The sequence below is a fragment of the Halodesulfovibrio sp. genome, assembly GCF_015482765.1.
Classification (GTDB): Bacteria; Desulfobacterota; Desulfovibrionia; order Desulfovibrionales; family Desulfovibrionaceae; genus Halodesulfovibrio.
The window spans coordinates 19,629-41,872 of the sequence record NZ_JADMLB010000043.1; the positions used below are offsets into that span (position 1 = coordinate 19,629).

General features: G+C 45.9%; 20 protein-coding genes. 9 read left to right on the plus strand and 11 right to left on the minus strand.

Going from position 1 to position 22,244, the window contains the following annotated elements:
* Positions 1-6: 6 nt before the first annotated feature.
* From mqnE to QZY95_RS06600, 3 genes are read left to right on the plus strand one after another with little or no spacing between them, the layout of a single operon-like run.
* Positions 7-1,131 carry an aminofutalosine synthase MqnE gene (mqnE, locus tag QZY95_RS06590; RefSeq protein WP_290920921.1) on the plus strand — a complete coding sequence of 375 codons (1,125 nt, stop codon included), beginning with the start codon at positions 7-9 and terminating at the stop codon, positions 1,129-1,131.
* A gap of 1 nt (position 1,132) precedes the next feature.
* Entirely contained in the window at positions 1,133-2,245 is a 1,113-nt protein-coding gene (mqnC, locus tag QZY95_RS06595) for a cyclic dehypoxanthinyl futalosine synthase (protein ID WP_290920924.1), read from the plus strand.
* A gap of 3 nt (positions 2,246-2,248) precedes the next feature.
* Positions 2,249-3,094, plus strand: a complete 846-nt coding sequence (locus QZY95_RS06600) for a menaquinone biosynthesis protein (protein WP_290920927.1) — start codon at positions 2,249-2,251, stop codon at positions 3,092-3,094.
* 203 nt (positions 3,095-3,297) lie between these two features.
* Here the strand turns inward: QZY95_RS06600 and QZY95_RS06605 are convergent, their stop codons facing one another.
* The 4 genes from QZY95_RS06605 to cbiD all read right to left on the minus strand — a co-directional run bounded on the left by QZY95_RS06605 (position 3,298) and on the right by cbiD (position 7,509).
* The gene (locus QZY95_RS06605; protein ID WP_290920932.1) at positions 3,298-4,155 is read right to left on the minus strand and encodes an AraC family transcriptional regulator; all 858 of its coding nucleotides are present in this window, start codon (positions 4,153-4,155) and stop codon (positions 3,298-3,300) included.
* A 98-nt stretch (positions 4,156-4,253) separates the two neighbouring features.
* Positions 4,254-5,033, minus strand: a complete 780-nt coding sequence (gene cobM / locus QZY95_RS06610; RefSeq protein ID WP_290920935.1) for a precorrin-4 C(11)-methyltransferase — start codon at positions 5,031-5,033, stop codon at positions 4,254-4,256.
* Positions 5,034-5,124: 91 nt separating this feature from the next.
* Complete coding sequence (gene cbiE, locus QZY95_RS06615) at positions 5,125-6,354, minus strand: precorrin-6y C5,15-methyltransferase (decarboxylating) subunit CbiE (protein ID WP_290920938.1); 1,230 nt, start codon at positions 6,352-6,354, stop codon at positions 5,125-5,127.
* Between the two features lie 42 nt (positions 6,355-6,396).
* Entirely contained in the window at positions 6,397-7,509 is a 1,113-nt protein-coding gene (gene cbiD / locus QZY95_RS06620) for a cobalt-precorrin-5B (C(1))-methyltransferase CbiD (RefSeq protein WP_290920941.1), read from the minus strand.
* Positions 7,510-7,673: 164 nt separating this feature from the next.
* Between cbiD and QZY95_RS06625 the strand changes: the two genes are divergently transcribed.
* The 3 genes from QZY95_RS06625 to QZY95_RS06635 are packed head-to-tail and all read left to right on the plus strand — an operon-like array spanning position 7,674 to position 9,288.
* Positions 7,674-8,147: a MauE/DoxX family redox-associated membrane protein gene (locus QZY95_RS06625; protein ID WP_290920944.1), complete on the plus strand. Its 474-nt coding sequence runs from the start codon at positions 7,674-7,676 to the stop codon at positions 8,145-8,147.
* A 57-nt stretch (positions 8,148-8,204) separates the two neighbouring features.
* Entirely contained in the window at positions 8,205-8,690 is a 486-nt protein-coding gene (locus QZY95_RS06630; protein ID WP_290921201.1) for a rhodanese-like domain-containing protein, read from the plus strand.
* Positions 8,677-9,288, plus strand: a complete 612-nt coding sequence (locus QZY95_RS06635) for a C-GCAxxG-C-C family (seleno)protein (protein WP_290920947.1) — start codon at positions 8,677-8,679, stop codon at positions 9,286-9,288. Before QZY95_RS06630 ends, QZY95_RS06635 begins: the two co-directional genes overlap by 14 nt.
* Before the next feature lie 460 nt (positions 9,289-9,748).
* Here QZY95_RS06635 and QZY95_RS06640 read toward each other — a convergent pair whose 3' ends face one another.
* The gene (locus QZY95_RS06640) at positions 9,749-10,261 is read right to left on the minus strand and encodes a Crp/Fnr family transcriptional regulator (RefSeq protein WP_290920950.1); all 513 of its coding nucleotides are present in this window, start codon (positions 10,259-10,261) and stop codon (positions 9,749-9,751) included.
* 37 nt (positions 10,262-10,298) lie between these two features.
* Positions 10,299-12,827 carry an ABC transporter ATP-binding protein/permease gene (locus tag QZY95_RS06645; protein ID WP_290920954.1) on the minus strand — a complete coding sequence of 843 codons (2,529 nt, stop codon included), beginning with the start codon at positions 12,825-12,827 and terminating at the stop codon, positions 10,299-10,301.
* Positions 12,828-12,961: 134 nt separating this feature from the next.
* Between QZY95_RS06645 and QZY95_RS06650 the strand changes: the two genes are divergently transcribed.
* Genes QZY95_RS06650 through QZY95_RS06660 form a run of 3 tightly spaced genes read left to right on the plus strand, consistent with a single transcriptional unit; the run spans position 12,962 to position 15,963 of the window.
* The gene (locus tag QZY95_RS06650) at positions 12,962-15,184 is read left to right on the plus strand and encodes a SpoIIE family protein phosphatase (RefSeq protein ID WP_290920958.1); all 2,223 of its coding nucleotides are present in this window, start codon (positions 12,962-12,964) and stop codon (positions 15,182-15,184) included.
* Positions 15,177-15,617, plus strand: coding sequence for an ATP-binding protein (locus QZY95_RS06655; RefSeq protein ID WP_290920961.1), 441 nt, complete (start codon positions 15,177-15,179; stop codon positions 15,615-15,617). Before QZY95_RS06650 ends, QZY95_RS06655 begins: the two co-directional genes overlap by 8 nt.
* 13 nt (positions 15,618-15,630) lie before the next feature.
* On the plus strand, positions 15,631-15,963 hold the full coding sequence (locus tag QZY95_RS06660) for an STAS domain-containing protein (protein WP_290920964.1): 333 nt from the start codon (positions 15,631-15,633) through the stop codon (positions 15,961-15,963).
* 160 nt (positions 15,964-16,123) lie between these two features.
* Here QZY95_RS06660 and QZY95_RS06665 read toward each other — a convergent pair whose 3' ends face one another.
* The 5 genes from QZY95_RS06665 to QZY95_RS06685 form a co-directional block, all read right to left on the minus strand.
* On the minus strand, positions 16,124-16,834 hold the full coding sequence (locus QZY95_RS06665) for a molybdopterin-guanine dinucleotide biosynthesis protein MobB (RefSeq protein WP_290920967.1): 711 nt from the start codon (positions 16,832-16,834) through the stop codon (positions 16,124-16,126).
* Positions 16,835-16,989: 155 nt separating this feature from the next.
* Positions 16,990-17,700, minus strand: coding sequence for a 4Fe-4S dicluster domain-containing protein (locus tag QZY95_RS06670; protein ID WP_290920969.1), 711 nt, complete (start codon positions 17,698-17,700; stop codon positions 16,990-16,992).
* Between the two features lie 3 nt (positions 17,701-17,703).
* Positions 17,704-20,742 (minus strand): formate dehydrogenase-N subunit alpha, encoded by a 3,039-nt coding sequence (gene fdnG, locus QZY95_RS06675; protein ID WP_290920971.1) that lies wholly within the window; start codon positions 20,740-20,742, stop codon positions 17,704-17,706.
* A 25-nt stretch (positions 20,743-20,767) separates the two neighbouring features.
* Complete coding sequence (locus QZY95_RS06680) at positions 20,768-21,004, minus strand: hypothetical protein (protein ID WP_290920974.1); 237 nt, start codon at positions 21,002-21,004, stop codon at positions 20,768-20,770.
* 265 nt (positions 21,005-21,269) lie between these two features.
* The gene (locus QZY95_RS06685) at positions 21,270-22,145 is read right to left on the minus strand and encodes an IS1595 family transposase (protein ID WP_290920977.1); all 876 of its coding nucleotides are present in this window, start codon (positions 22,143-22,145) and stop codon (positions 21,270-21,272) included.
* Positions 22,146-22,244 lie beyond the last annotated feature (99 nt).

Here is a 22,244-nt window from a genome sequence, read left to right on the forward strand (position 1 = left end):
GTGATTATGTTAGATGCTGATTACTATGCTCATCTTGGACTGGGCAGCGTATTTGAAAAGGTTATGAACGGTGAACGCCTGTCCATTGAGGACGGTAGAAAACTGTTTGCCTGTGAAGACATAAACGCCCTTGGCGCTTTGGCGCATCATGCCCGTACACGCATGCATGGGGATTCCACGTATTATGTCCTTAACCGTCACGTCAATTACACAAATGTGTGTGTAAATGCCTGCCTTTTCTGTGCCTACCAGAAAGAAGAAGATGAGCAGGAAGGCGCATTTCGTCTAAGCGTAGATGAAATTGTTGCTAAGCTCGATCCCAAAGATGGTCTTCCCTACGATGAAGTGCACATCGTCGGCGGCTGTCACCCAAAGTTGCCGCTGAGCTTTTTTGAAGAAGCCATTGCACGCATTAAATCTACATATCCTGGCATTGTTGTAAAAGCGTTTACCGCTGTTGAAATTGCACATTTTGCCGAATTGGAAAAAATTTCTACTCAGGAAGTTCTGGAGCGTTTGAAAGCTGCCGGTCTGGAAGCAATGCCTGGCGGCGGAGCTGAAATTTTTGCTCCTGAAGTTCGTGAAAAAATCTGTCCGCGTAAAGCAACCGGTGAAGAATGGCTCACAGTTGCACGCGAAGCACATAATCTCGGTATTACATCAAACTGTACCATGTTATTCGGTCATCTTGAGTCCATTGATGACCGTCTTGATCATCTTGATAAGCTACGCAGGCTTCAAGATGAAACCAACGGCTTCTCCTGTTTTATCCCGCTTCCTTTCCTTACTGAAAACAGCATGCTTGAACTGCCGGAAGAGCGAAAAGGCAAGCATACCGGTCTGGATAAATTACGTACCATCGCAATTTGCCGTCTCATGCTGGATAACATTCCTCATATTAAAGCCTACTGGGTCATGCTTGGCGTAAAGCTTGCGCAGGCAGCATTGCACTTTGGTGCTGATGATCTTGATGGAACCATTGTTGAGGAAAAAATCGGTCATGATGCAGGAGCACAGTCAGATCAGGCTATGACGATCCCGCAGCTTGAGGAAATGATTGTCCGTTCCGGCTTTAATCCGGTACGTCGTAATAGTTTCTTTAAGCCCGTTAACAAAGAGCAGGAGGCATAGCATGTTTGTTCATAGTCCATTTCATGAAAACGATGCTGTAATTGAAGTTTCCAAAAAAGTTCTTCGTGGTGAGCGAATTGATCAGGGTGAAGCTAATGTTTTGTACAGTGAAGCCAGCCTGCACACGCTTGCGTACCTTGCCAACAATGTTCGTTTTGCAAAACATCCGGAACGGGTTGTAACATATGTTGCAGACCGTAATATCAACTACTCCAACATTTGTAGCTGCGCTTGTCGCTTCTGCGCTTTTTATGTTGCACCGGAAAAAGCAGACACTGATGGCGGCTATGTAATCAGCCGTGAAGAGCTTGCTCAGAAAATTGAAGAAACCATTGCACTTGGCGGTACACAAATTCTTATGCAGGGCGGTCATAACCCGAACCTGACAATGGAATTTTATGAAGATATGATCCGCTGGATCAAGCAGACATATCCGTCAATTCATGTGCATGCGTTTTCTCCGCCTGAAATCGTATTTTTTGCAGAAAATGAAAAGCTGTTGGTGAAGGACGTTATTGCACGTCTTCGTGCAGCAGGACTTGATTCTATTCCGGGTGGCGGCGCAGAAATTTTGGTGGATGAAGTACGTAAGCGTGTTTCTCCAAACAAATGCAGTGCAACTCGTTGGCTGGCAGTTATGGAAGAAGCTCACTATCAGGGGCTTAATACTACTGCGACAATGATGTTCGGTCATGAAGAAAAGCCGGAAGATCGTATTGAGCATTTATTTGCAGTACGCGAAGTGCAAGATAGAACGAACGGTTTTACTGCATTTATCCCTTGGACATTCCAGCCGGGTAATACCAATATTACTTGCCGCCCTGAACCAAGTGCCGGATACCTCCGCGTGCTTGCTATGTCCCGTATCGTTTTAGATAACATCGATAACATTCAGGCTTCATGGGTTACCATGGGACCTGAGATTGCACAGCTTTCTCTTTCCTACGGCGCGAACGATTTTGGCTCCTTAATGATTGAGGAAAATGTCGTTGCGGCGGCAGGTACGTCATTCCGTCTTTCCCGTGAAGAAATTCATTCTATTGTTGAGGCTGCCGGATTTACTCCAAAGCAGCGCACAATGGATTATTCATTGGTAGAAGATAAGGAAGCGTAACCCGTGCAGAAAGCTGCTAAGAAATTACGTGTCGGTCGTATCCGATACCTGAACGTACTCCCGATCTACCATCCGTTAGAAACCGGATTGCTCGGTGAGAACTTTGATTTAGCTTACGGAACTCCCGCTGAGTTAAATGAGCAGATGGAAGCCGGAGAACTTGATGTGTCTTCGTGTTCATCATTTGAATATGCAAGACACCCTGAGAAGTACTTTTTATTGCCGGATATCGCGATCGGCAGTGCTGGGCCCGTGATGAGCGTATTGCTTATCAGCAAAAAGCCAATATCAGAGCTTGCCGGTGAAGAAATTCTGACAACGGCACAGTCTCATACCTCTGCTGCATTGCTTCGGATGCTGTTCCGCGATTGCCTTAAAATGGATGTCTCATATAAGACAGGTTCTGTTTCCGATTATATAGATCGCGATGAACTGCCGACGGCAGCGTTATGTATTGGTGATGAGGCACTTCGATTGAGAAGTGATGATCGTTATCCGTATCGCCTTGATCTTGGTGAAGCATGGCGGGAATGGACGGGCTTGCCGTTTATCTTCGGGGTCTGGATTGTTTCCCGCAAGTCTGTTGAAGCAGGATGTTTTACGCAAGATCCTGCAGAGCTTTTCCGCAATGCTAAGGATTGGGGATATGAGCATATTCAGGAAGTAATCGAGCTTGCTGAAAAGGCAGGCTATATGGATAATGAAGGATTGACACAATATTTCCAAAGCCTTGTGTACCATCTTGGTGACGAGGAACAGAAAGGATTGCGTTTGTTCTTTAAACGTCTCGCAGAAGCTGGTGAAATTCCACAAGCTCCTGAATTAGAGTTTTATACTCACGATTGTTAAGCTCGCTCTTTCCTAATGTAAGTAAATAAAAAAAGCTGCCTTACTCAGTAAGGCAGCTTTTTTTCTATTGAAGGAATCGGGGCGCTGTCGCAGTTGTTACATGTTGAACCGATTCTGAATAAAAGTTTTAGGAGATTCTTAAGAAGCCCTTTTTTAAAAGGGTTCTTAAGCCTCCGGAGGCAATCGCGCTTAACAGTCAGCGGTTACTTTAGCGGAATCCGTAACTCTGTAAGCAGATCGTGCTCAGGGGTAACAGAAGGGCAGTTCAAATATACCTCAAGGGGCGGTGTGTTTGTCAGCTCCTCTCCAGATTCAGGAAACCAGCTGCCAAGCATTGCCACAAACGTTTGCGGAATATTCCGGTATGAGCCTTTGTGAATACAGCATGCGTATCGGCCGCCTTGAATTGTGTATTTTTTGGCAGCGCCCGTTACATCAAAGTCGTTTGGAATTTCCATACAGGCATCATAACGGAGAGTTTCTGCAGGTGCTGTTCTTGGGTCATCATGTGAGACACCAATAACTTGTCTGTATGTTCCGTAGAGTCCATTTTCTCGCGCCCAGGCACAAAGTGTTTTGAATGCAGCTTCACATTCTGCGTATGGCCCTGTGTGACGGACTGTTGCAACCGTAATGGCATCGCAGTCTTTTATTGTCACTTCAGGCTGGATTATATCTATGGAAGACTCCATGAGATTCCCTCCTGACAGAAAGTTATAATCAGACTGTAACTTTCTGAATTTGAGTGGTGAAAAGGAAAACCGCTTTTTAAATGCGCGGGAAAAGCCTTCCTGCGATTCGTACCCTGCATCCAGAGCAATATCGATGAGCGGTGTTTCAGAAAAAAGCAGTTGCGTCGCGGCACGCTGCAATCGTAAACGGCGCTGGTATTCCTTCACTCCTTCACCAACTATTCCCGTAAATATAGAGTGAAAGTACAAAGGTGAATACCCGCATGCTTTTGCCAGAGCATTGAGGGGGATTGTTGCATCGAGGTGTTCCTCAATATACCGTTTCGATTGTGCTATTTGCTCGCGAATGAGTGCTTTCTTCGTGTTCATAGAGCTCCTTTACCACGAAGGGGATTGTGATTCTTGACCGTTTTTCCGAAAAAGGAATGGAATAAAAAAACGGGCAGGAATTCCTGCCCGTTGGTTTATTAGCTTCTGAATCCATGCAGAAAGCCTGCATCATATAGTTTCGAAAAATGTTCTTGGTTGTCCTCACCCGGAAGAACAAGAAAAACGGTCTGGCGGGTAAGATTGTGTTCCGCAACCGTATCACAAAGATTGCCGATAGTTGTGCGGATAATTTTTTGTTCCGGCCAGCCCACACGGTAAGCTATGACAACGACGATGTCGTCCTCAAGGCCACCCGCGTGAAGTTCTTCTACAAGGCGCTCCGGATGCGCGGCAGAAAGGTATACAGCCATCGCACAACGATGTCGCGCCATATCCCGCAGCTTTTCCGTCTCCGGAACAGGAGTGCGTCCCTCAAGACGAGTAATAATTACAGACTGTGATTCTTCAGGAACTGTTAACGACGTTGCAGAAGCCGCTGCTGCGGCAAAGCTTGCGGTTACACCGGGGATAGTACCGTAACCGATATCTTCTTTGTCCAAGAGGCGCATTTGTTCCCGAATGGCACCGTATAGGCTCGGGTCTCCGGTATGAACACGGGCAACTGTTCCACCGTTGCGGACAGTTTTTACCACTGCTGCGTGTGTTTCTTCAAGATTCATCGGGGCAGAGTCCATAATTGTGGCGGACTTTTTTGCTCCCTCAATGATGACTGTTGGAACCAGTGAACCAGCGTAGAGGACGAGGTCTGCCTCTGCGATCATTCGTGCACCTTTTACAGTGATGAGTTCAGGGTCACCCGGGCCGGCACCGATAAACCAGACAGGAGCTGTGTTCCATTCAAGACGAGTAGTTGTCATAATCTTTCCGTGTAATTATTTCGTGTCTATCCCGTACTCCACTGTTTTTATTCTGTGCGGAAATGGTTACAGCGAGTGGATAGTTTTTGTTTTAATCAGGTGTTTTTTCAGGCACAGGTTTACGAGCACTGATTATAAAAATCGGGTTCATGCTGTCGAGACGAATATCATCTGCTAACGGGCGGGAGGTGGATGCCTGAATCATGGTTACATCATATTCCCAGCCAACATGTTTGAAGTGGTTTTTGGCAGCCTCCAGACTGGAGAGCAGGGTGCAATTTACAACGAGCACGCCGTGTTCCTGTAATGCTTCACAGAGAGGGGCAAGCAAAGAAGCGTCAGACCCAAGACCGCCGCCTATGAAAATTCTATCAGGTGTCGGTAATTCGTTGAGTACCGTTTGAGCATCTCCATGTCGTACATCAATGTTGATGGCTCCAAAGCGGGCGCGATTTTCGCGGATAAGATCTATCCGTTCACTTTTACGTTCTACTGCGTAGACTGCTCCATGAGAAAGAAGATGGGCAGCTTCGATGCTGACAGAACCGCTACCTGCGCCGATATCCCACATGACGTGGTGCGGTTCAAGTTCCAATGCACCGAGAGAGGCAGAACGGACAGGGCGTTTCGTAATGAGTTTTCGCTCTGTTGCAAAGAGTGTATCCGGAATACCGATGCGTAGCTGCTGTTCAGGCTTTCCAGTACGTTCGAGCAGAACAGCGTTGAGTCGGGAAAAACTGCGATTACTGGCTTCTTCAAGAGAACACTTGGAAAGTTGCTCGTTATCTGTTCCCATTTCTTCAAAAATACCAATGCGGAACCATGTGATTCCTCTGTCCAGCAGCCTTTGGGCAATGACAGCAGGAATATTTGTATCATCAGTAAGGACAACAACATGATCACATTGCATTAATGCTGAGTAGAGGGGAGTGTAATCGTTACGTCCATGGAGGGAAACCATCCGCATGTGCTGCCATGAAACATTGGCACGCGCAGCTATCGCTTGTACTGTGGCTGTGTTGGGATGGATGACAACATTATCCGAACCGAATTCTTTGATGATTCTGTCACCGATGCCAAAAAATAACGGGTCACCGTCTGCTATGACAACTACTTCTTTGCGGGCATTGTAGCGTTCAGCCATTGCTGTAAACACGTCTGATAACGGTGCGGTTATCGGAATAGTTTCTGTTTCAAGTTCGGCAAAAGCTTCCAGTTGGCGTTTTCCGCCTACCAGTACATCCGCAGTTGTAATAATTTGCTCATGAATTTCTGGAAGCGTGTCAGGATCAATCCCAAGACCAACTACATGAATAGCCATAAATTTCTCCAGCAGGTTTCCGGTTGCAACGATTGAGTGTGATTAAACAACAGTAAGCAAAGTACCATCAAAATCAAAAAGATATACTGTAATTTTTACGCGATGCTTTGCCCATGCTTCTGCTGCATCACGAGCTATGGTTGCCACATAACGTAGCGCGTTATTTTTGTTGGGGTCATCTTTCAGTATGTCCAGCACTTGTCGAGCTGTATTAGCGCCTTCAATTTCATGAAGGAGGGAAGATGACACTCCGGCTTCGCTACACCATTTTGCGAGCAGAACGAAGTTAATGGGTGCAGTTTTTGCGTGAGTATAAGCATGTCCCTGCGCTAATTTAACGAGTTTTCCAAAAAAGCATGACCATGCAGCGCAGGAAAACCCTTTATCGGCAGCCGATTCAAGAGAAAATTGTACAAAGTCAGCTGCCTGTACAAAGGAAAGTTCAAGCCAGTCCGGAAGTTTTTCCATTAACAGGCGTTCGCTGCGTCTGCCTGTTGAGAAACCAATGCATTGTGCTCCGGCAGCAAGAGAAACATCCATCCCTTGTAGAATTGTTGCCTGCCATGAACTATGACTGAACGGTTTCACTGTTCCGCGGGTTCCGAGAATTGAAATGCCTCCCAGAATGCCGAGACGGGCATTCATGGTATTTTTTGCCCGTTCTTCTCCTTTGGGAACGACGATTACGATTCGAACACCGCCTGTATATCCAGCGTCAGCGCAAGCTTCACGCGCAGCAGCTTTAATTTGTTCTTGGGGTTCCGGGTTAATAGCTGGGTTTCCCGCAGGGACGGGTAATCCGGGCAGTGTGACGTGTCCTACCCCTTTGCCGCCCTCAAGGATGATATCATCTGTGTCCGGCAGTAAATAGACATGCGCCTCTATATGCAGCCCGTTCGTAGCATCAGGATCATCTCCGCCATCTTTTATTACGGTGCCGACCGCATGCTCTTTTTCCAATTTTACGGAGTTAACAGGAACGGTTAACCGTGCGTTTGGTGCACCTGTAGCGCCGTTCTCCGGTAAAAACGGGGGAAGGGCTATTTCCAGCGATGTAACTTTTTTCTGTAGCAATAATAAACGAAGCGCCGCACCGGCAGCAGCCGATGCAGATGAGCCTGTTGTATAGCCTTCTCGTAGTCTCTTTTCTGCCATTTCCCTTATATACTGCTGAGCGGGTTAAATTGCAAAAAAATTAGTTCGCAGAACATTTGTTCTTTCAACAGCTATCATAGATAGATTCTATGGGTTCGTGTGATTACAATGCGTATTATCGATTTGATTAAAAACATCAGGATGATAAAAATAGGAGTATGAGTGTGCTCAATAATATTTCATCACGTATTTTCGAACGTACAACGATTGTGCTGGTTGTGCGTGTTTTTCTTGGTGCAGTGTTTGTATACGCTGGTGCCGGAAAGTTATGGGATGTGCGCGGTTTTGCACTCATCATAGAAGAATTTGGTCTAGTTCCATTATGGTTGCTCCCGCATGTTGCGCTTGGCCTTCCTGCTCTTGAAGTTTTCGCAGGTGTAGGTCTTATTTTCAATGTACGTGGTAGCTTATCCATGATTACAGCTATGACTGTCGCGTTTATGGTGGTGCTAGGATACGCCATCTATGAAGGACTTGTTATCGCTGACTGCGGTTGCTTTGCTGCAGATGAACTTCCTTCCGGATATGATGACGGTAGTGCATTGCGTGAAGCATTCATACGGGATGTAGGCTTATTGGCTGCCTGTTGCTTTTTATTTTTCTCTTCATTGCGAAGAAAGCAGACTGCTCGTATTTAGTAGTCGCTGAATTCAGATTAATCGGAGTGTGCTGTGCGTAAGTTTTTTGTTTGCTGTATGTTGCTGGTAAGTGTTTTTATGTTGAGCGGCTTTATGGGGCTTGGCGAGTCAGAAGTTGAACTTGAAGGAAAAGCTATTAAGCTTGCTAACGAAGTTCAGCGCGGTGACTACAACGTTATGTCTACTGCTGAATTGAAAAGCGCTTTAGCAAAAGGCGACGTACTTGTTGTAGATACAATGCCCTACGAAGCTTCCTACAAGAAAAATCATATTCCTGGTGCAAAACAATTTTTATTCCCGATTCCTGATATGAAGACTTGGGATGCTAAAGAGACTGGCGGAAAAACTCAGGCCGAATTTGAAGCCATGCTTGGCGCAGATAAAGATCGTATGCTTGTTTTTTACTGCGGTTTTGTAAAATGCACCCGCTCTCATAATGGTGCCATGTGGGCACGTAAACTTGGCTACACAAATGTATACCGTCACCCGGGTGGCATTAAAGCATGGAAAGAAGCCGGATACACAGTAGATGAAGTTAAATAAGTACACAGAAGCGTCACTTGTTGATGCTGAGCTTTCTCCTGAAGCAGAAGCAATGGTTGAAAAACTGAAGCTTCGTGCGGAGAATCTTTTTAGTACCCGTGCGCTGATGTGTGCTGAAGCTGTGCTGGTTACGTTGAACGAAGCGTTTGATGGTTCTCTTTCTGAAGAAGAGGCAATCAATCTCGGTTCAACTTTCTGCATGGGCGTCGGAACCGCTGGTTGTATGTGTGGTGCTTTGGCTGGTGGACTTGCATCAGTGGGGATGTTCACAGGTAAGGGACGCATTGCAACAAGCAATGCTCATGCTCGCGAATGTGGTAAAGATTTGCACGATGCGTTTGTGCGGAATCATAAATCTACCTGCTGCCGTACGTTGACCAGACATGTGAAAGATGACTCAGCAAAGCATTTTGCGCAGTGTACTATGCTTACCGGAAATGCCACAGAGTTGGCTGCACGAATAATTCTCGCAGAGCGGGGTGGTGAGTTGCTTTCTTCAGCTGACCATAAGCCGTTATCTAAAGTGCAGGTACTTGGGATGCGTATAGGAAACATGCTTCGCAGCTTGCTTCATAAAGGCGCGTTAGTGAACCGGTAACGCAATAGAAAGACATTGAATGAAAAAAATCCGCATGCATTGCATGCGGATTTTTTTATGATCTGAAGAATAGGAAAAAAGGGTTGGCGAACCGACATGGTGTGGGCAAGTCGGTTCGCCGACCGAGAGATATCATATATGTTGCAGGCATATATTTTAAAGACAGAGGAGAAGACCGCTGTTCTCTCGGTACAGTCTGTCAAACGCGGGCTAGTCGATGACAGACTGGAGTGGCAATGAGCGCACCCGAAGGTGCTGCAGAGAGAAATTTGTAGCCATCATTGATAGCGTAGTTGGGTTGTATACTCAACCAATGTTGTTTGCAAGGTAAAATAACAGCGTCAGTTATAGAAAATATAGCGCTGCCTATGTAATGATGAATTGTTACTGTGTCTTATGACAAAAATGCTAAAAAGGGGGCGGCGCTGTCCTTTTGTCTACCTGACATGTTTTTCCAATACTAAATGAGGCTGACCCCATATTTACAAGGACAGCTTTCAATGGTTGCTGCTTCAACAAGGCAGTTCTTTTCCCAATGACTTATGCGGTCTGTAATGATTTTAAGGAAAATTTTAGCATTTTCAGGATCTTTATCGAGTTCGCTTAATGCTTTGGGACGAGGGAGAAGCAAGCATGTTGACGGTACAACTGCCTGCACAGAAAAAAGACGTTCTGTATCAGCAATAAGCGCAAGAGTGCCGAATACTTTTCCTTGGGAAACAGTGCCGTGCGTTGAGTGCTTTTCCATATAGCTATGCGAGATGGAAAGTGAGCCCTGAATAAGCAAGTACGCTTTGTTGTCAAAGTCACCTTGGTTAAAGACATGTTCGCCAACCTGATAATTCATACGTTTTACAAGAAGGGCGTATGAACGCAGGCGTTCGAGCGGTACCTTCGAAAAGATATCTGTTTTTAGTAACAGATCAAGATTCTGGTCATATTCACATGATGGTGCTTTAGGCTTGGTATCCATAAGTACTCCTGAAAGTAATCGATAATTTTGCTGTGGGTTATGAACCGCCATGAACAAGTTCGTAAAGAGCGCCTTTGCGAGCCATGAGATCCTCGTAGGTGCCTTTTTCAACAAGCTTGCCGCTGCGAAGTACCGCCACTTTGTCATAACCCGGCAGGGTATCCAGTCGATGGACAACAGACAGGATGGTGGCTTTGCCTTTTAACATTTTTTCCATAACGTTCTGAATTCGTGCCTGTGAGGCATTATCCAGCGCTGATGTTGCTTCATCGAAGATATAGATCGGCGGCTGTTTGAGGAAGGCACGGGCAAGAGCAACTTTTTGTCGTTGCCCGCCAGAAAGGTCTTCGCCCATATTACCGACGTTGTGCTCGAGGCCGATCTGAAGAATTGTTTCCAGCACGCCTTCAAGGATTAGAAGCTGATTCATATGTTGCTGGACGCGTTCTTCTGCACCTGCGTTGTCGAGTTTGATGTGTCCGTAAGCTATGTTGTCCATGATGGTCAGAGTGTGAACATAGCTTTCTCTGCAATAGGTGTTGAATGTGCCCGGCAGATGGATATCCATGTAAGTTTTAAATGAGCTTCTGATTTCACTGATGGAACTGTAGATCTTTTCAGGAATTGAAGCGATGGAGTGCTGACTCAGGGTGAAGTTCAAACTCAGATAGAGTAGTGCGGCACGTCCTTCTTCATCAAGTTTGACAAGTCCTTCTTCCGGTGTCTGCGCGCGTTGTAATTGTTCAACTATTTTATTGTATACAGGCAGTTCATCCGAAGGCACGGGGCTGCGTTGGAGCAGTTCTTGTTCATCGGGTGAGTTATGGATGAGTTCTATTGTTCGGGTCGCAATAATGCTGCCGAGAAGCTCAAGTTCAGCCAGTAAATTGAACTCTTTTAAGAAAGAAACAAATTGAGGAACCTTATGAAGGTTTTTCAGAGAGATATCTTCATCTTTTGAAGCACCAAAGATGATGTTTTCTGCTATTGGAGCATAATGCAGGTAATTGTCAGAATTAAAGAATTCAATATCATTATGTAGTTGAGCACCGTGTAGTTGCTGGAATTGTTCACGGGCTCTGATAAGGCTTTCTATCAACTCTGGTGAAGTATCTTTTTTTAATGTAGTTCGCAGACCAAAACCGAGCACGTCAACAAATAGACCAACCTGTTGCGCAACTTCAATGACTCTGTCCAGATCTGGAAGTTCTGGGTCATCATCTCCTCGTTGCCGCATGAGTGCTTCACTGCTGTAAATAAGGTTGTTGAAGATTGTTCCGTCAAAGATGAACGGATGCTGTGCAACAATCCCTACGTTTTCCGCAATGTCCTGTTTACTCATATGTCCAACTTCATGTCCGTCTAACTGTACACTGCCGCCAGTGTAACGGAGCATCTGTCCCACAGCACCGGCCAGTGTTGACTTGCCGCTTCCTGAGAATCCAACAAGCGCTAAATGCTCACCCGGTTTGATGTTGAGATCAATGTTATCCAGTAAGCGGATGTTAGTTCCTATTGTGAAGGACAAATCCTTGATGTTGATATCACCTTCGAATTTATACACATCGCGTCCTTCAGGAATGGAAGGGAATTCGGCTGCCATATCAAAGTAATCCATGACCTGTTTGTAGCGAACCACGCAGTCCTGATAGAGTTGGTAAAACTCCATGAGCTCTTTCCATGGGTCATACAGTTTTTCATAGGCTGAAAGGAAAGCAACCAAAGCGCCGAGTTCAAATTTCCCCTGAATGGCGAGATAACCACCTACAAGGAATAGAAAGAATGGGCCAAGGGATTGGAAGAGGTTGTTTGTGAACTTGATGCCGAACTTAACAATAAGCAGGCGGTACGTAATGTTGTAGAGCCAGAGTGCAGATTTTTTGAACTTGTTTTCTTCCAGAGAAAAAGCGCAGTTTCCTTGGATTTCATGAATGCCGGTCATGGATTCACTAATAATGCTGCTAGTCCTTCGCCAACCATTTGTCTTTTGCCTGTTAAGACTGTTGTATTTACGCTGAAGGATAGGAATGATCATCATTTCGACAGGATAAATTGCAATAGATAACCCTGCCAGAAGAGGGTCCAGATAAAGCATGTATCCTGCAAAAGCGAGGAACGTAAGGATGTTGACCAGTGGGGCAGATATCGCCATGCCTGCAAAAGTTGCCATGGGGAGCAACTCTGCCATCAGTGTGGAAACAACCAGCCCCGGGGAGGTTCTGCGGAAGAACGGCATGGGGAGTGTTAAAATGTGATCGTAGAGATGAGTTCTGATTCTGTAGAGTGTTCGTTCGCCGACTTTTGCCTGAAGAATATTAATGGCATATTTTAATGAACCTGCAAGAAAGACTGCCGAGATGTAGATCATGCAATAGTAGATGAGGGCGTCAATTTTCTTTAGCTGGATTGCGTCAGAAACGATACGTTTCTGCATCTCAATAGGAACCAGTCGCATGCCAACCGTTATGACAATGATCGTAATCATTGTTAGTTGTAGCGGTTTATTTTTATGTAGTACCCAAAAATACATGGAACGCTTGGTGATCGGGGGCAGTTCATTAGCCATGCTTGGTTTCCTTTGATGTATGTAAGTCACATCGTGCGGGCATATATAACAATATTAAGAAGCAAGGTACGGTACAATGCCTAATGGCACTTAGAAAACTGACGTTTATTCACAGATTATCCCTTAGGTGGAAATTGTTTCTCACGCTTGTGTTATTCAGCGTGCTGCCTATCTGCGGGACATTAATTACGGTGCAGCAGCTGGAAACGGATATTAAAGAGTATCTGTATGAAAGCACCCGTAATGACTTAGTGAAACAAGCCAGTAGATCTATAGAAAATGTTGCTGTTAATTCTGCTATGAGTCTGGAAAACAGCGAGCGAATGCGAAGTGTTATTGTAGATGTGGTTTCTCTGATTGCTGAGCATTTTCTAAGTATGGCTCCTGTTGAAAAAACAAAGTTGCTATACACCGATCAAATCAATCCTAAAATTCCTTATCCGAAAGATCTTGTGGTTGATCCGCTCTATGCTCCGACTCGTGAGTATATGATCAAATATGACAGTACCATAAGCAAGTATATTTCCCTTGGTAATATTGCCTTTTATGTTTCTGATAATTCCACTCAACCTGCGGTTGCAAAGCTTGAAGCTGAAAAATTAGTGCGCCTGTTTCCTTTGTTTCAGGAATTGAAAAAATCATACGGCTCATTTATTTATAACCTGTATATTGCAACTAATTCCGGACTGTTAGCATATTACCCGGCTCATGGAGGGATTCCTAAAGGATATGACCCTCGAGAGCGCCTTTGGTACCGGCTTGCTGTAGAAGAAAAGCAAATCGTATGGCGTGCACCGTTGCGGGATATTTCAACCGGCAGACTTTTATTTACCGTGTCCAAACCGCTGTTTGATAAGCAGCAGAATATTCTCGGTGTTGTTGGGTTGGATATCTTAATGGAACAGGGGCTTTCCGGCGGTAGTATGGCGGCAGCATGGTCAAACCATGCCCGATTAATTCTTGCAGAAGAAGCCGATGACAAACGAACCGGCAGTGCAGGGCTGCGTGTTATCGCGCACGCATTCAGACGTGATAAGAATGACGAAAAATATACATGGGTTATGGGCGGTTCGAAGCAGGAGTGGATTAAGTTTAGCGATAATGAATCAAAAGCAAAATTTATGAATGCTATTGCTTCCGGAACTTCTGGAACCCTACTTATGCCGTGGGGTGGGAAATCCTGCCTCGTGGCGTGGGCGCCGTTTAAAGATAGTAGTTATTTCATTACTGTTGTTCCGGAAGAAGATGTAATGCAGCTTACGAATAAGATTCTTGCTTATTTGTATTGGGCAAGCTCAGCGCAGCAGCGAGTAGTAGAAATAGCTGTGGTTGTAATTATCTTTTTGACATTCCTTTTTGCCGTTTATGCCAGCCAGACAATATCCAAGCCGATGAATTTGATGGTGGATGCATTCAGGGAACTGGCTCAAGGTAACTTTGGTGCGCGTGTTGATTTTAAAACCGGTGATGAACGTGATACCCTTGTGGAAACGTTTAACCGGATTGGTCCTCAACTCGAACACCTGCTTGAAACACAACAGGCATTAGACGTAGCACATGAAATTCAGGAAAACCTGCTTCCGGCGCGCAGTCCCAAATTCCCCGGTTGGCAGATTTCCGGTGCTATCAGGTACTGCGACCAAACAGGTGGGGACTACTACGATTACTATATGACAGCCTGTGATGGGGATCCTGTTCTATCAGTTGTTGTCGGTGATGTTTCGGGGCATGGCGTTGCCTCTGCTTTGCTTATGACTACGGCTAGAGCTTTACTGCGAGTACATACAGAGTGTGCCAGAATCAGGCCTTCACATCGTGTGTCTCAGGTAAGTAACTTGTTGGCACAGGATGTTCATGGGACAGGGCAGTTTATGACCTTGTTTTATCTGGAAATTATGGCAGATAATGACATTGTTCGGTGGGTACGGGCTGGGCACGATCCTGCTATTGTGTATTTGCCAGAACAGGATGAATTTACAGAACTGCGGGGTAAGGGGCTTCCTCTTGGTGTGATTGAACGTTTTGAATATGAAGAGAGTGAGGTGGAACTTACCCAGCAAGGAGCCATTATCCTTCTGGGAACGGACGGCATATGGGAAGCAAGAAAAAGCGGATACGGTGAACTGTATGGTAAAGATCGCGTCCGTGATTTAATTCGTGAACATGCTTCAAAGTCAGCAGAAGAGATACGGGATTATGTACTTTCCGCTGTAGAGAGATGGCAGAAGAATGTTCCTAACGCCGATGATGTAACATTGGTTGTTCTTAAAAAAGATAGAAAAGCGAATAAGGGTTGTGAAGATGTAACAATCTGCAATCTTGATTTCTTTATTCAAGGTAAGGACAAGGATGAATAACGGACGCATATGCTATAGATTGGTGATTCATACAAGAGATGAATTCATCAAACTCGTTTCAGCAATAGACGATATGGCTGAAAAGAGATCTATTGCGCCATCCGTTGTATTCAAAATTACGCTTGCACTTGATGAATTGATAAGTAATATTTTCGATTATGCATTCGAGGATACACAGGAACCAGAGGTTGATGTTGTCGTTTGCATTGATCGAGGTGTTTTTTATGCCAAGATTATAGATAGCGGTATTGCATTTGATATTTCTAAAATTCAAGAGCCGGAATTTGATAAGCCGATAGGGGAAAGGAAAAAGCCTGTAGGGGGCATGGGGGTTCATTTAGTACGTAAGCTCATGGATTCTTTCACGTACTATCGGTATAACGGCAAAAATTATGTTTTGATTTGTACTAAAATAGATCCGGAAACTCATTAGAAAGGAGCCAGATATGGCATTAACAACCATTGAACTACCTAATTGCACGGTTCTTGCCATGAGTAACCGCCTTGACGGTTCCCATACCAAAGAGCTTGAAACAAAAGTTGAAGAGCTTATAGGCGGCGGAAGTTCCCGTATTCTTTTTGATTTTGAAGAGCTTGATTACATTAATAGTGCAGGACTGCGCGTGCTTGTCATGGCATATCAGCAATTACAGCCTAATGGGGGTAAGGTTGCGGTATGTTGTGCCCGTGATTATATACAGGAAGTGTTTGAAATTTCAGGGTATGATCAATTGTTTGGCATGTACACAACCCGCGATGATGCTGTGAGTGATTTTTAGCGCAGCCGTTTGAGCATCCGGTCTACTATGACAGAAAGGCAGGCTGTGCCAAGCTGTTTACTTTTTGTTTCAGCTTTTGTGCTTTGGTTACAGAGTGGACTGTCTTTTGTAGTATTACAAATAAAAACCGACCAGCGATTATTGCTGGTCGGTTTTTTTATTAAGAAATTTTGATTTCAACTTTACTGCCGGGAGCATAGCCCTTTAACGAGCCAAGCATTCCTTCAATTGAACCACGTATTATGTTTTCAACGAAGGGGTTAAGGCCAACAGGGGAGCCATTTACTGTAATCGACATGGAAGCATTGTTGACCGACTTGCATGCTTTCATAGTGGCTTTTCCTGCTACAATTTTCTGGGCTATAACTTCGCATGTTTCTTCACCGCATGCACCACAGTCCAGTGCAGGGAGCATGAATCCTTTTTCTTCAATACAGTCTACAAGTTCTTCCAGAGTGGCGTCGGTGTAGTTTGGAAGCTCGGCCGCACCAAGATCACCGAATGATGCAATAGCCAGCCCTCTGTCCAGCGCTTCTTGTTCTTCAGGAGCGCGAAGAAGAATAACGCGGGGCAGCCAGCTGAGTGTTTTTCCACCTTCGATCAGTAAGTAATCGGCTTGTGCTAGCGGCAGCACGTCCGGCAGCATCTTTTTTTCTCCCCAGTGGATAGCGCATTCCTTTTCACTGAGTCCGATTACCGTACGGTTTTCTTTTGCGAAGTTACCTGTGTCGGTGTCCGGTGTTGAAAGTCCAGAGTGTGTAAATTTTGCAATGGTAACGCTTTTTCCGCGTGCTTCAAGAGCATCTGCAAGTTTACGTGTGAGGGTAGTTTTTCCTGACTTTTTGTATCCGACAATACTGACAGCTTTCATAGTGGGGACCTCAAATTGTAGTGTAAAAAAACAGTTTCGCTTTTGAATTATGAAAAAGCAAGTGTTGTTCAATGTGCGGCATGAAGGTTGTATAATAAAAAGAAAAGAGGCACGCAGCAGATGCCACGCGCCTCTATATGCGGAGTTAAGGTTATTTATGCCTTTGTTGTGCCGAGCAAGCGGGCAAACATTTGTTTACGGTTCATCATTGTCGGTGATGCAGAGGCAATCGCTTTCTCAAAGTATTTTGTCGGATCCTGTTGGAAGAGGTAGACGACGCGAACGTCTTCTGGATCTCCCAGAACAGCTTCTGGGTATCTTTTTTGAGCAGCAGCGAGACGTTCCTGTGCGAGTGCATCAATCTCTTCTTCTTCTCCGAAGGACATAGCACCTGTCGGGCAGGAAAGAACGCAGGCTGGCTTCATGCCGTTCTGAATGCGGTCAATGCACATGTCACACTTGGAAAGCTGACCTGTTACAGGGTCTTTGCGAGGGATATCATATGGACATGCTTCGCGGACGCCTTCAGCATCAACATTTTTTGTGTATTCAGTGAAAATGACTGCTCCGGTGGCTTCGTCTTGAATGACAGCTCGTTCGTCATCAAGTTCCGCCTGCCCCAGACAAGGAGGCTCGTAGCAGTGACGGCACTGCTCTGGGAAAAACAGCCAGTCTACTTTGCCGTCGTTAACAATTTCTTCAAAACGAACAAGCCGTAGAGTATTGAAGCTTAAATCTTTGGGGTTCTGGTGTGAGCCCCAGTTGACGGTTGCTTCAGCCGGAAGCTTTTTCCATTGCTTGCACGCTACCTGACAGCCACGGCATGCCGTGCAGCGGGTAAGGTCGACGAGGAATTTTTTAGCCATGGCTTACGCTCCCTTTATCTTGCTCACGTTAACCATGAACGCCTTTGTTTCCGGAATACCGGTGTTCGGGTCGCCCACAGAAGGAGTGAGGAGGTTTGCAGAATCACCACCGTGTTTCGGTGTCACCCAGCCGTAGTGCCAAGGAAGACCCACAAGGTGGACATCCTGACCATGCACTTTGTATGGCTTGATGCGTTTTGTCACGATGGCAACACATTCGAGCTTACCGCGCAGGCTTGAAACATGAACAGTCTCGCCGTTGGCAATATTTTCTTTCTTTGCCAGTTCTTCACTGATTTCACAGAACAACTGAGGTTCTGTTTCAATCAACCAACCCTGATAACGGGTCATAAGACCTGTCTGCCAATGTTCGGTTACACGGTATGTTGTACCGACGTATGGGAAGCGCGGGTTGGCAACTGCTTTTTCTTCACCTTCAATCTGGTACGCTGTCGGGTTGTGCAGTCGTGATGAGAACGGGTTCTTCGCAATTGGACATTCAATTGGTTCGTAGTGCTCAGGGAACGGTCCTTCAGCGCGTCCCGGACCGTAGATCTGTCCAAAACCGTGCTTGCGCATAATGAACGCATGCTTTGTACCAGGTTTCCAACCACCGTCAGGTACGTCGCCCTGCCACTTTGTGGTATCACCTGTCCATTTGATAACAGCTTTTTTCGGTGCGTACGGCTTACCGGTCAAGTCAACAGATGCTCTGTTGTAGAGAATACGGCGGTTTACAGGCCAACACCATGCCCAGTTAGGGTACAGCCCGATATTAGCCTGTGCGTCGTTCTGTTTTTTATCACGACGTGCAGCCATGTTGCCTTTATCTGTGTAGGAACCACAGTAGAGCCAGTTACCGGAACAAGTGGAACCGTCATCTTTAAGGTACGCGAAGCTAGGCACTTGCTGACCTTTTTTAAACTGCTTCCCTTTCACTTCAGTATCTTTCAGGAAGTAGCCATTGATGAGTTTGGCGATTCCGTGAGGATCGAAATGGCCATGGCTGTTCTGCCAGTCACTGAGTTCGAGTCCTACGATAGGATCAGGGTAGGAACCGCCCTCAGTTCTGTAGAGCTGCTGGATGCGGTCGGTGAGTTTAAGGATGATGTCACCGTCCGGAAGTGTTTCGCCATATGGCTTCGGTCCCTGATAACGCCACTGCATCCAGCGGCCGGAGTTGGTAACAGAGCCTTCTTTTTCGATGGAAACCGCACACGGCAGGAAGAATACTTCTGTTTTGATGTCCTTCGGATTCATATTCGGGCCGCGCCAGAAGGAAGCTGTTTCGTTATCGAAGATGTTTACGTTAACAAGCCAGTCCAGTTCGGCCATAGCTTCGCGGTTTTTATTTGCGTTTGCACCGCCGCAGGCAGGGTTCTGTCCCCATGCAAAGAAGCCATCAAACTGCCCCTTATGCATTTTTTCAAACATGGAGAGCCAGTAATATTCTGTCATCGGCTTGTGGGCATCAAGTTTCGGCAGCATTTCATACCCTTTCTCAGGGGATGCTTCCGGATACATGGCCTTTACGAAGCTGGAAACATACTTAGGCTTGTTGCCCCACCAGTTAGCGGACATAGGATCTGCGGACTGCGGGGTACAGTTTTTATTGTATGCTGCAAGGTCTGCCCATTTGGATTTCGGTGTGCCGAGATATCCTGGCAGAATATGAACGAGAAGACAGTGGTCAGTGGAACCCTGTACGTTGGATTCACCACGCAGAGCGTTTACACCGCCGCCGGCAACACCGATGTTACCAAGCAGAAGCTGTACGATTGCCATTGTACGAATGTTCTGAACACCTACTGTATGCTGTGTCCAACCCATCGCGTACATGATGGTTGCAGATTTATCCGGAGCGCCGGAAGCTGCGTATGTTTCGTATACCTTAAGGATGTCTTCTTTCGGAGTGCCTGTTACTGTTGATACGGTGTCAACATCGTATCGTGCGAAATGCTTTTTGAGCAGGTTGAAAACACAACGCGGATTCTTCAACGTTTCGTCTCGAACCGGAACGCCTTTTTCATCCATTTCGAAAGCCCATTTGGACTTATCGTAGGAATTGGTTTTCGGGTCAAAGCCGGAGAATACACCGTCATCAAATTCGTAGTCTTTTCCGACTACAAAAGAAGCGTTGGTGTAATTGACCACATAATCGTGGAAGTGCTTGTTGTTATCGAGGATGTACTTAACGAGACCGCCAAGGAACGGAATGTCCGCACCGGAGCGAATTGGTGCGTATACATCACATTTGGTGGAAGTACGGGTGAAACGAGGGTCAACGTGGATGAGTGTTGCGCCCTTGTCTTTCGCCTTCATAACCCATTTAAATGAGATAGGGTGGTTTTCGGCAGCGTTACTGCCCATGATTAATACACAGTCACTGTTCTTGAGGTCGATCCAGTGGTTCGTCATCGCACCGCGTCCAAACGACTCTGCCAGAGCCGCTACAGTTGCGCTGTGTCAGATACGCGCCTGATGCTCAATGTACACCAGGCCGAGAGATCTAAGTAATGACTGATATGCCCAGCATTCTTCGTTATCCATAGCTGCTGAGCCTGCGGAAGCAATTGCTTCTGTGCGGTTAACCTGTTCCCCTTTCTCATTTTTGAGCTGGAAAGATTTATCGCGGGTTTTTTTTACGCGTTTAGCGATTTCGGTGAGCGCCCAGTCCCATGAGACCGGCTTCCACTCTGTGCTGTTGGGAGCACGATAGAGTGGAGTTTGAGGGCGGTTAGCGTTTTCGGCCAGCTGCCAGATGGAAGCGCCTTTTGCACACAGGGAGCCTTCGTTGATAGGGTGATCTGGATCACCTTCTACGTTAATTGCGCGTCCTGCTCCGTCCTTGGCTGTGTGTACAATAAGACCACAACCTACAGCACAGTAACAGCAGACAGAAGTTGTCTGCTTGGCCCATTTAAGCTTTTGAAGCTCAGCTTTCGCAACGGTCGGCTTTAAAGAAATACCGAGTCCGCCAAATGCAGTTGCGGTGGCAGCACCTGCAGAAAGCTTGAGGAATTGCCTACGGGAGACTGTCATTGTTCCTCCTAGTAATGAAGCGTTGCTATCGGCCTCGTATTTCACGACCCAATGCTATTTGCAGACTGAAACCCGAGCCGTATCCATTACAGACAAGGAGAAGGTCTGGCAGCATGTGGCGTGAACAGAGAACTTTTTCATAACGGACCGGAATAAGGTGGCAACACGCAGCCCTGGCGGTTACGCCGGACAACGCTATTCCGAGTCCTGAAAAAGGAAGCAAAGCCGCTTCATTGTGTTGAGAACGAGTTGTACGTTCCATAACAAAAATCCCTTCCAAAAATGATCACAGTGTTGGAGACACGAGTAATCGTTATGATGGATGTATTTTGCGGCTAACGGTGACAATCTTCAAAAGAAAAGAACTTAGAAGGTCTACTGCACTCGGTAAGGGGTGCATTTCCTTATATTACGAAGGGTTATGGGGTGTGCGTTTTTAATTACGCACGGTTTCGCACTACATATGCGCACAGTTCGGCACTAGTTTTTGCATAACTATCTAACATGTATGTTTTTGTATTAGCTGCTTACTTCTTGAAAGGATCAAAGTCCGGAACCAGATCGCATAACTGTGACAACAGAAGGGAGAGCATATCCCCTCCTTTGTTGTTGTAGCGAAATTCAAGTTCCTTGAGGTAGAGCGGGAAGCGTTGCGGCGTAATACCTTTGAAACGCTTCAAACGTGAGTGCCCGAATTCCCAGAAGGAGCCTTCTTTTATTGGGAAGTCATGGTCATATTTACGTATGTACTCATAAGGAAGGGAGTCATCTCCGCACAAAATAAGGGCATCATACTGACGGTATTTTCCCGTATATATAATGTTACCTGCGCGGAAGAGAGTAAGGTGGAAGCTATGGTTAAAATGGAAAACGGTTTCAGCTTCAATGCCACTGACAAGGTCAATGAAGACCCAGCCATTGCGTTCCATAATACCAAAGACAGGGATTGCACCTTTAGCACGTGCTGGTGGTGCACCTGTAAGTTTTTTACCTTTAATATATTTTCCGAGACCGGTTTCAGGGCCGAGTAATTGGCGGGCATCTGTTGCATGGGCAAGCAGAGCAAAGCGGATAGTGGTTACGGCTTTATAGGCAGCGTTGTAGGAAAGATTAACTTCTTGTGCCAGTTCGTGCACAGTGTATTCCTGCAAAAACATATGTGCCAGATGAAGCCATGTAGACGGAGAAAGGCTGCCGTTATTTATCCAGCGTCCGCTGAAGTCCTGAAAGGTATATTTGCAAGTCGCACAGCGGTAACGACCCCCTGAAAGCGTGTAAAGTTTATGTTGTCCGCATCTTGGACAAAACCGAACGCCAGAAGGCCAGCAAAAAGAAAGAAGGTATTCTAATGCGGCTTCTTCAGAATCAAGCATTGAGATGTCAAAAACTGCTGTTTCTTGCATACAGCTTAATTACTGCTAAAATGACACTAGCGCAAGAACTACATTCTTTTTAGTTGGTTGCACAATCAAGGCGGGGAAAGATTAATGCGTTATAAAATT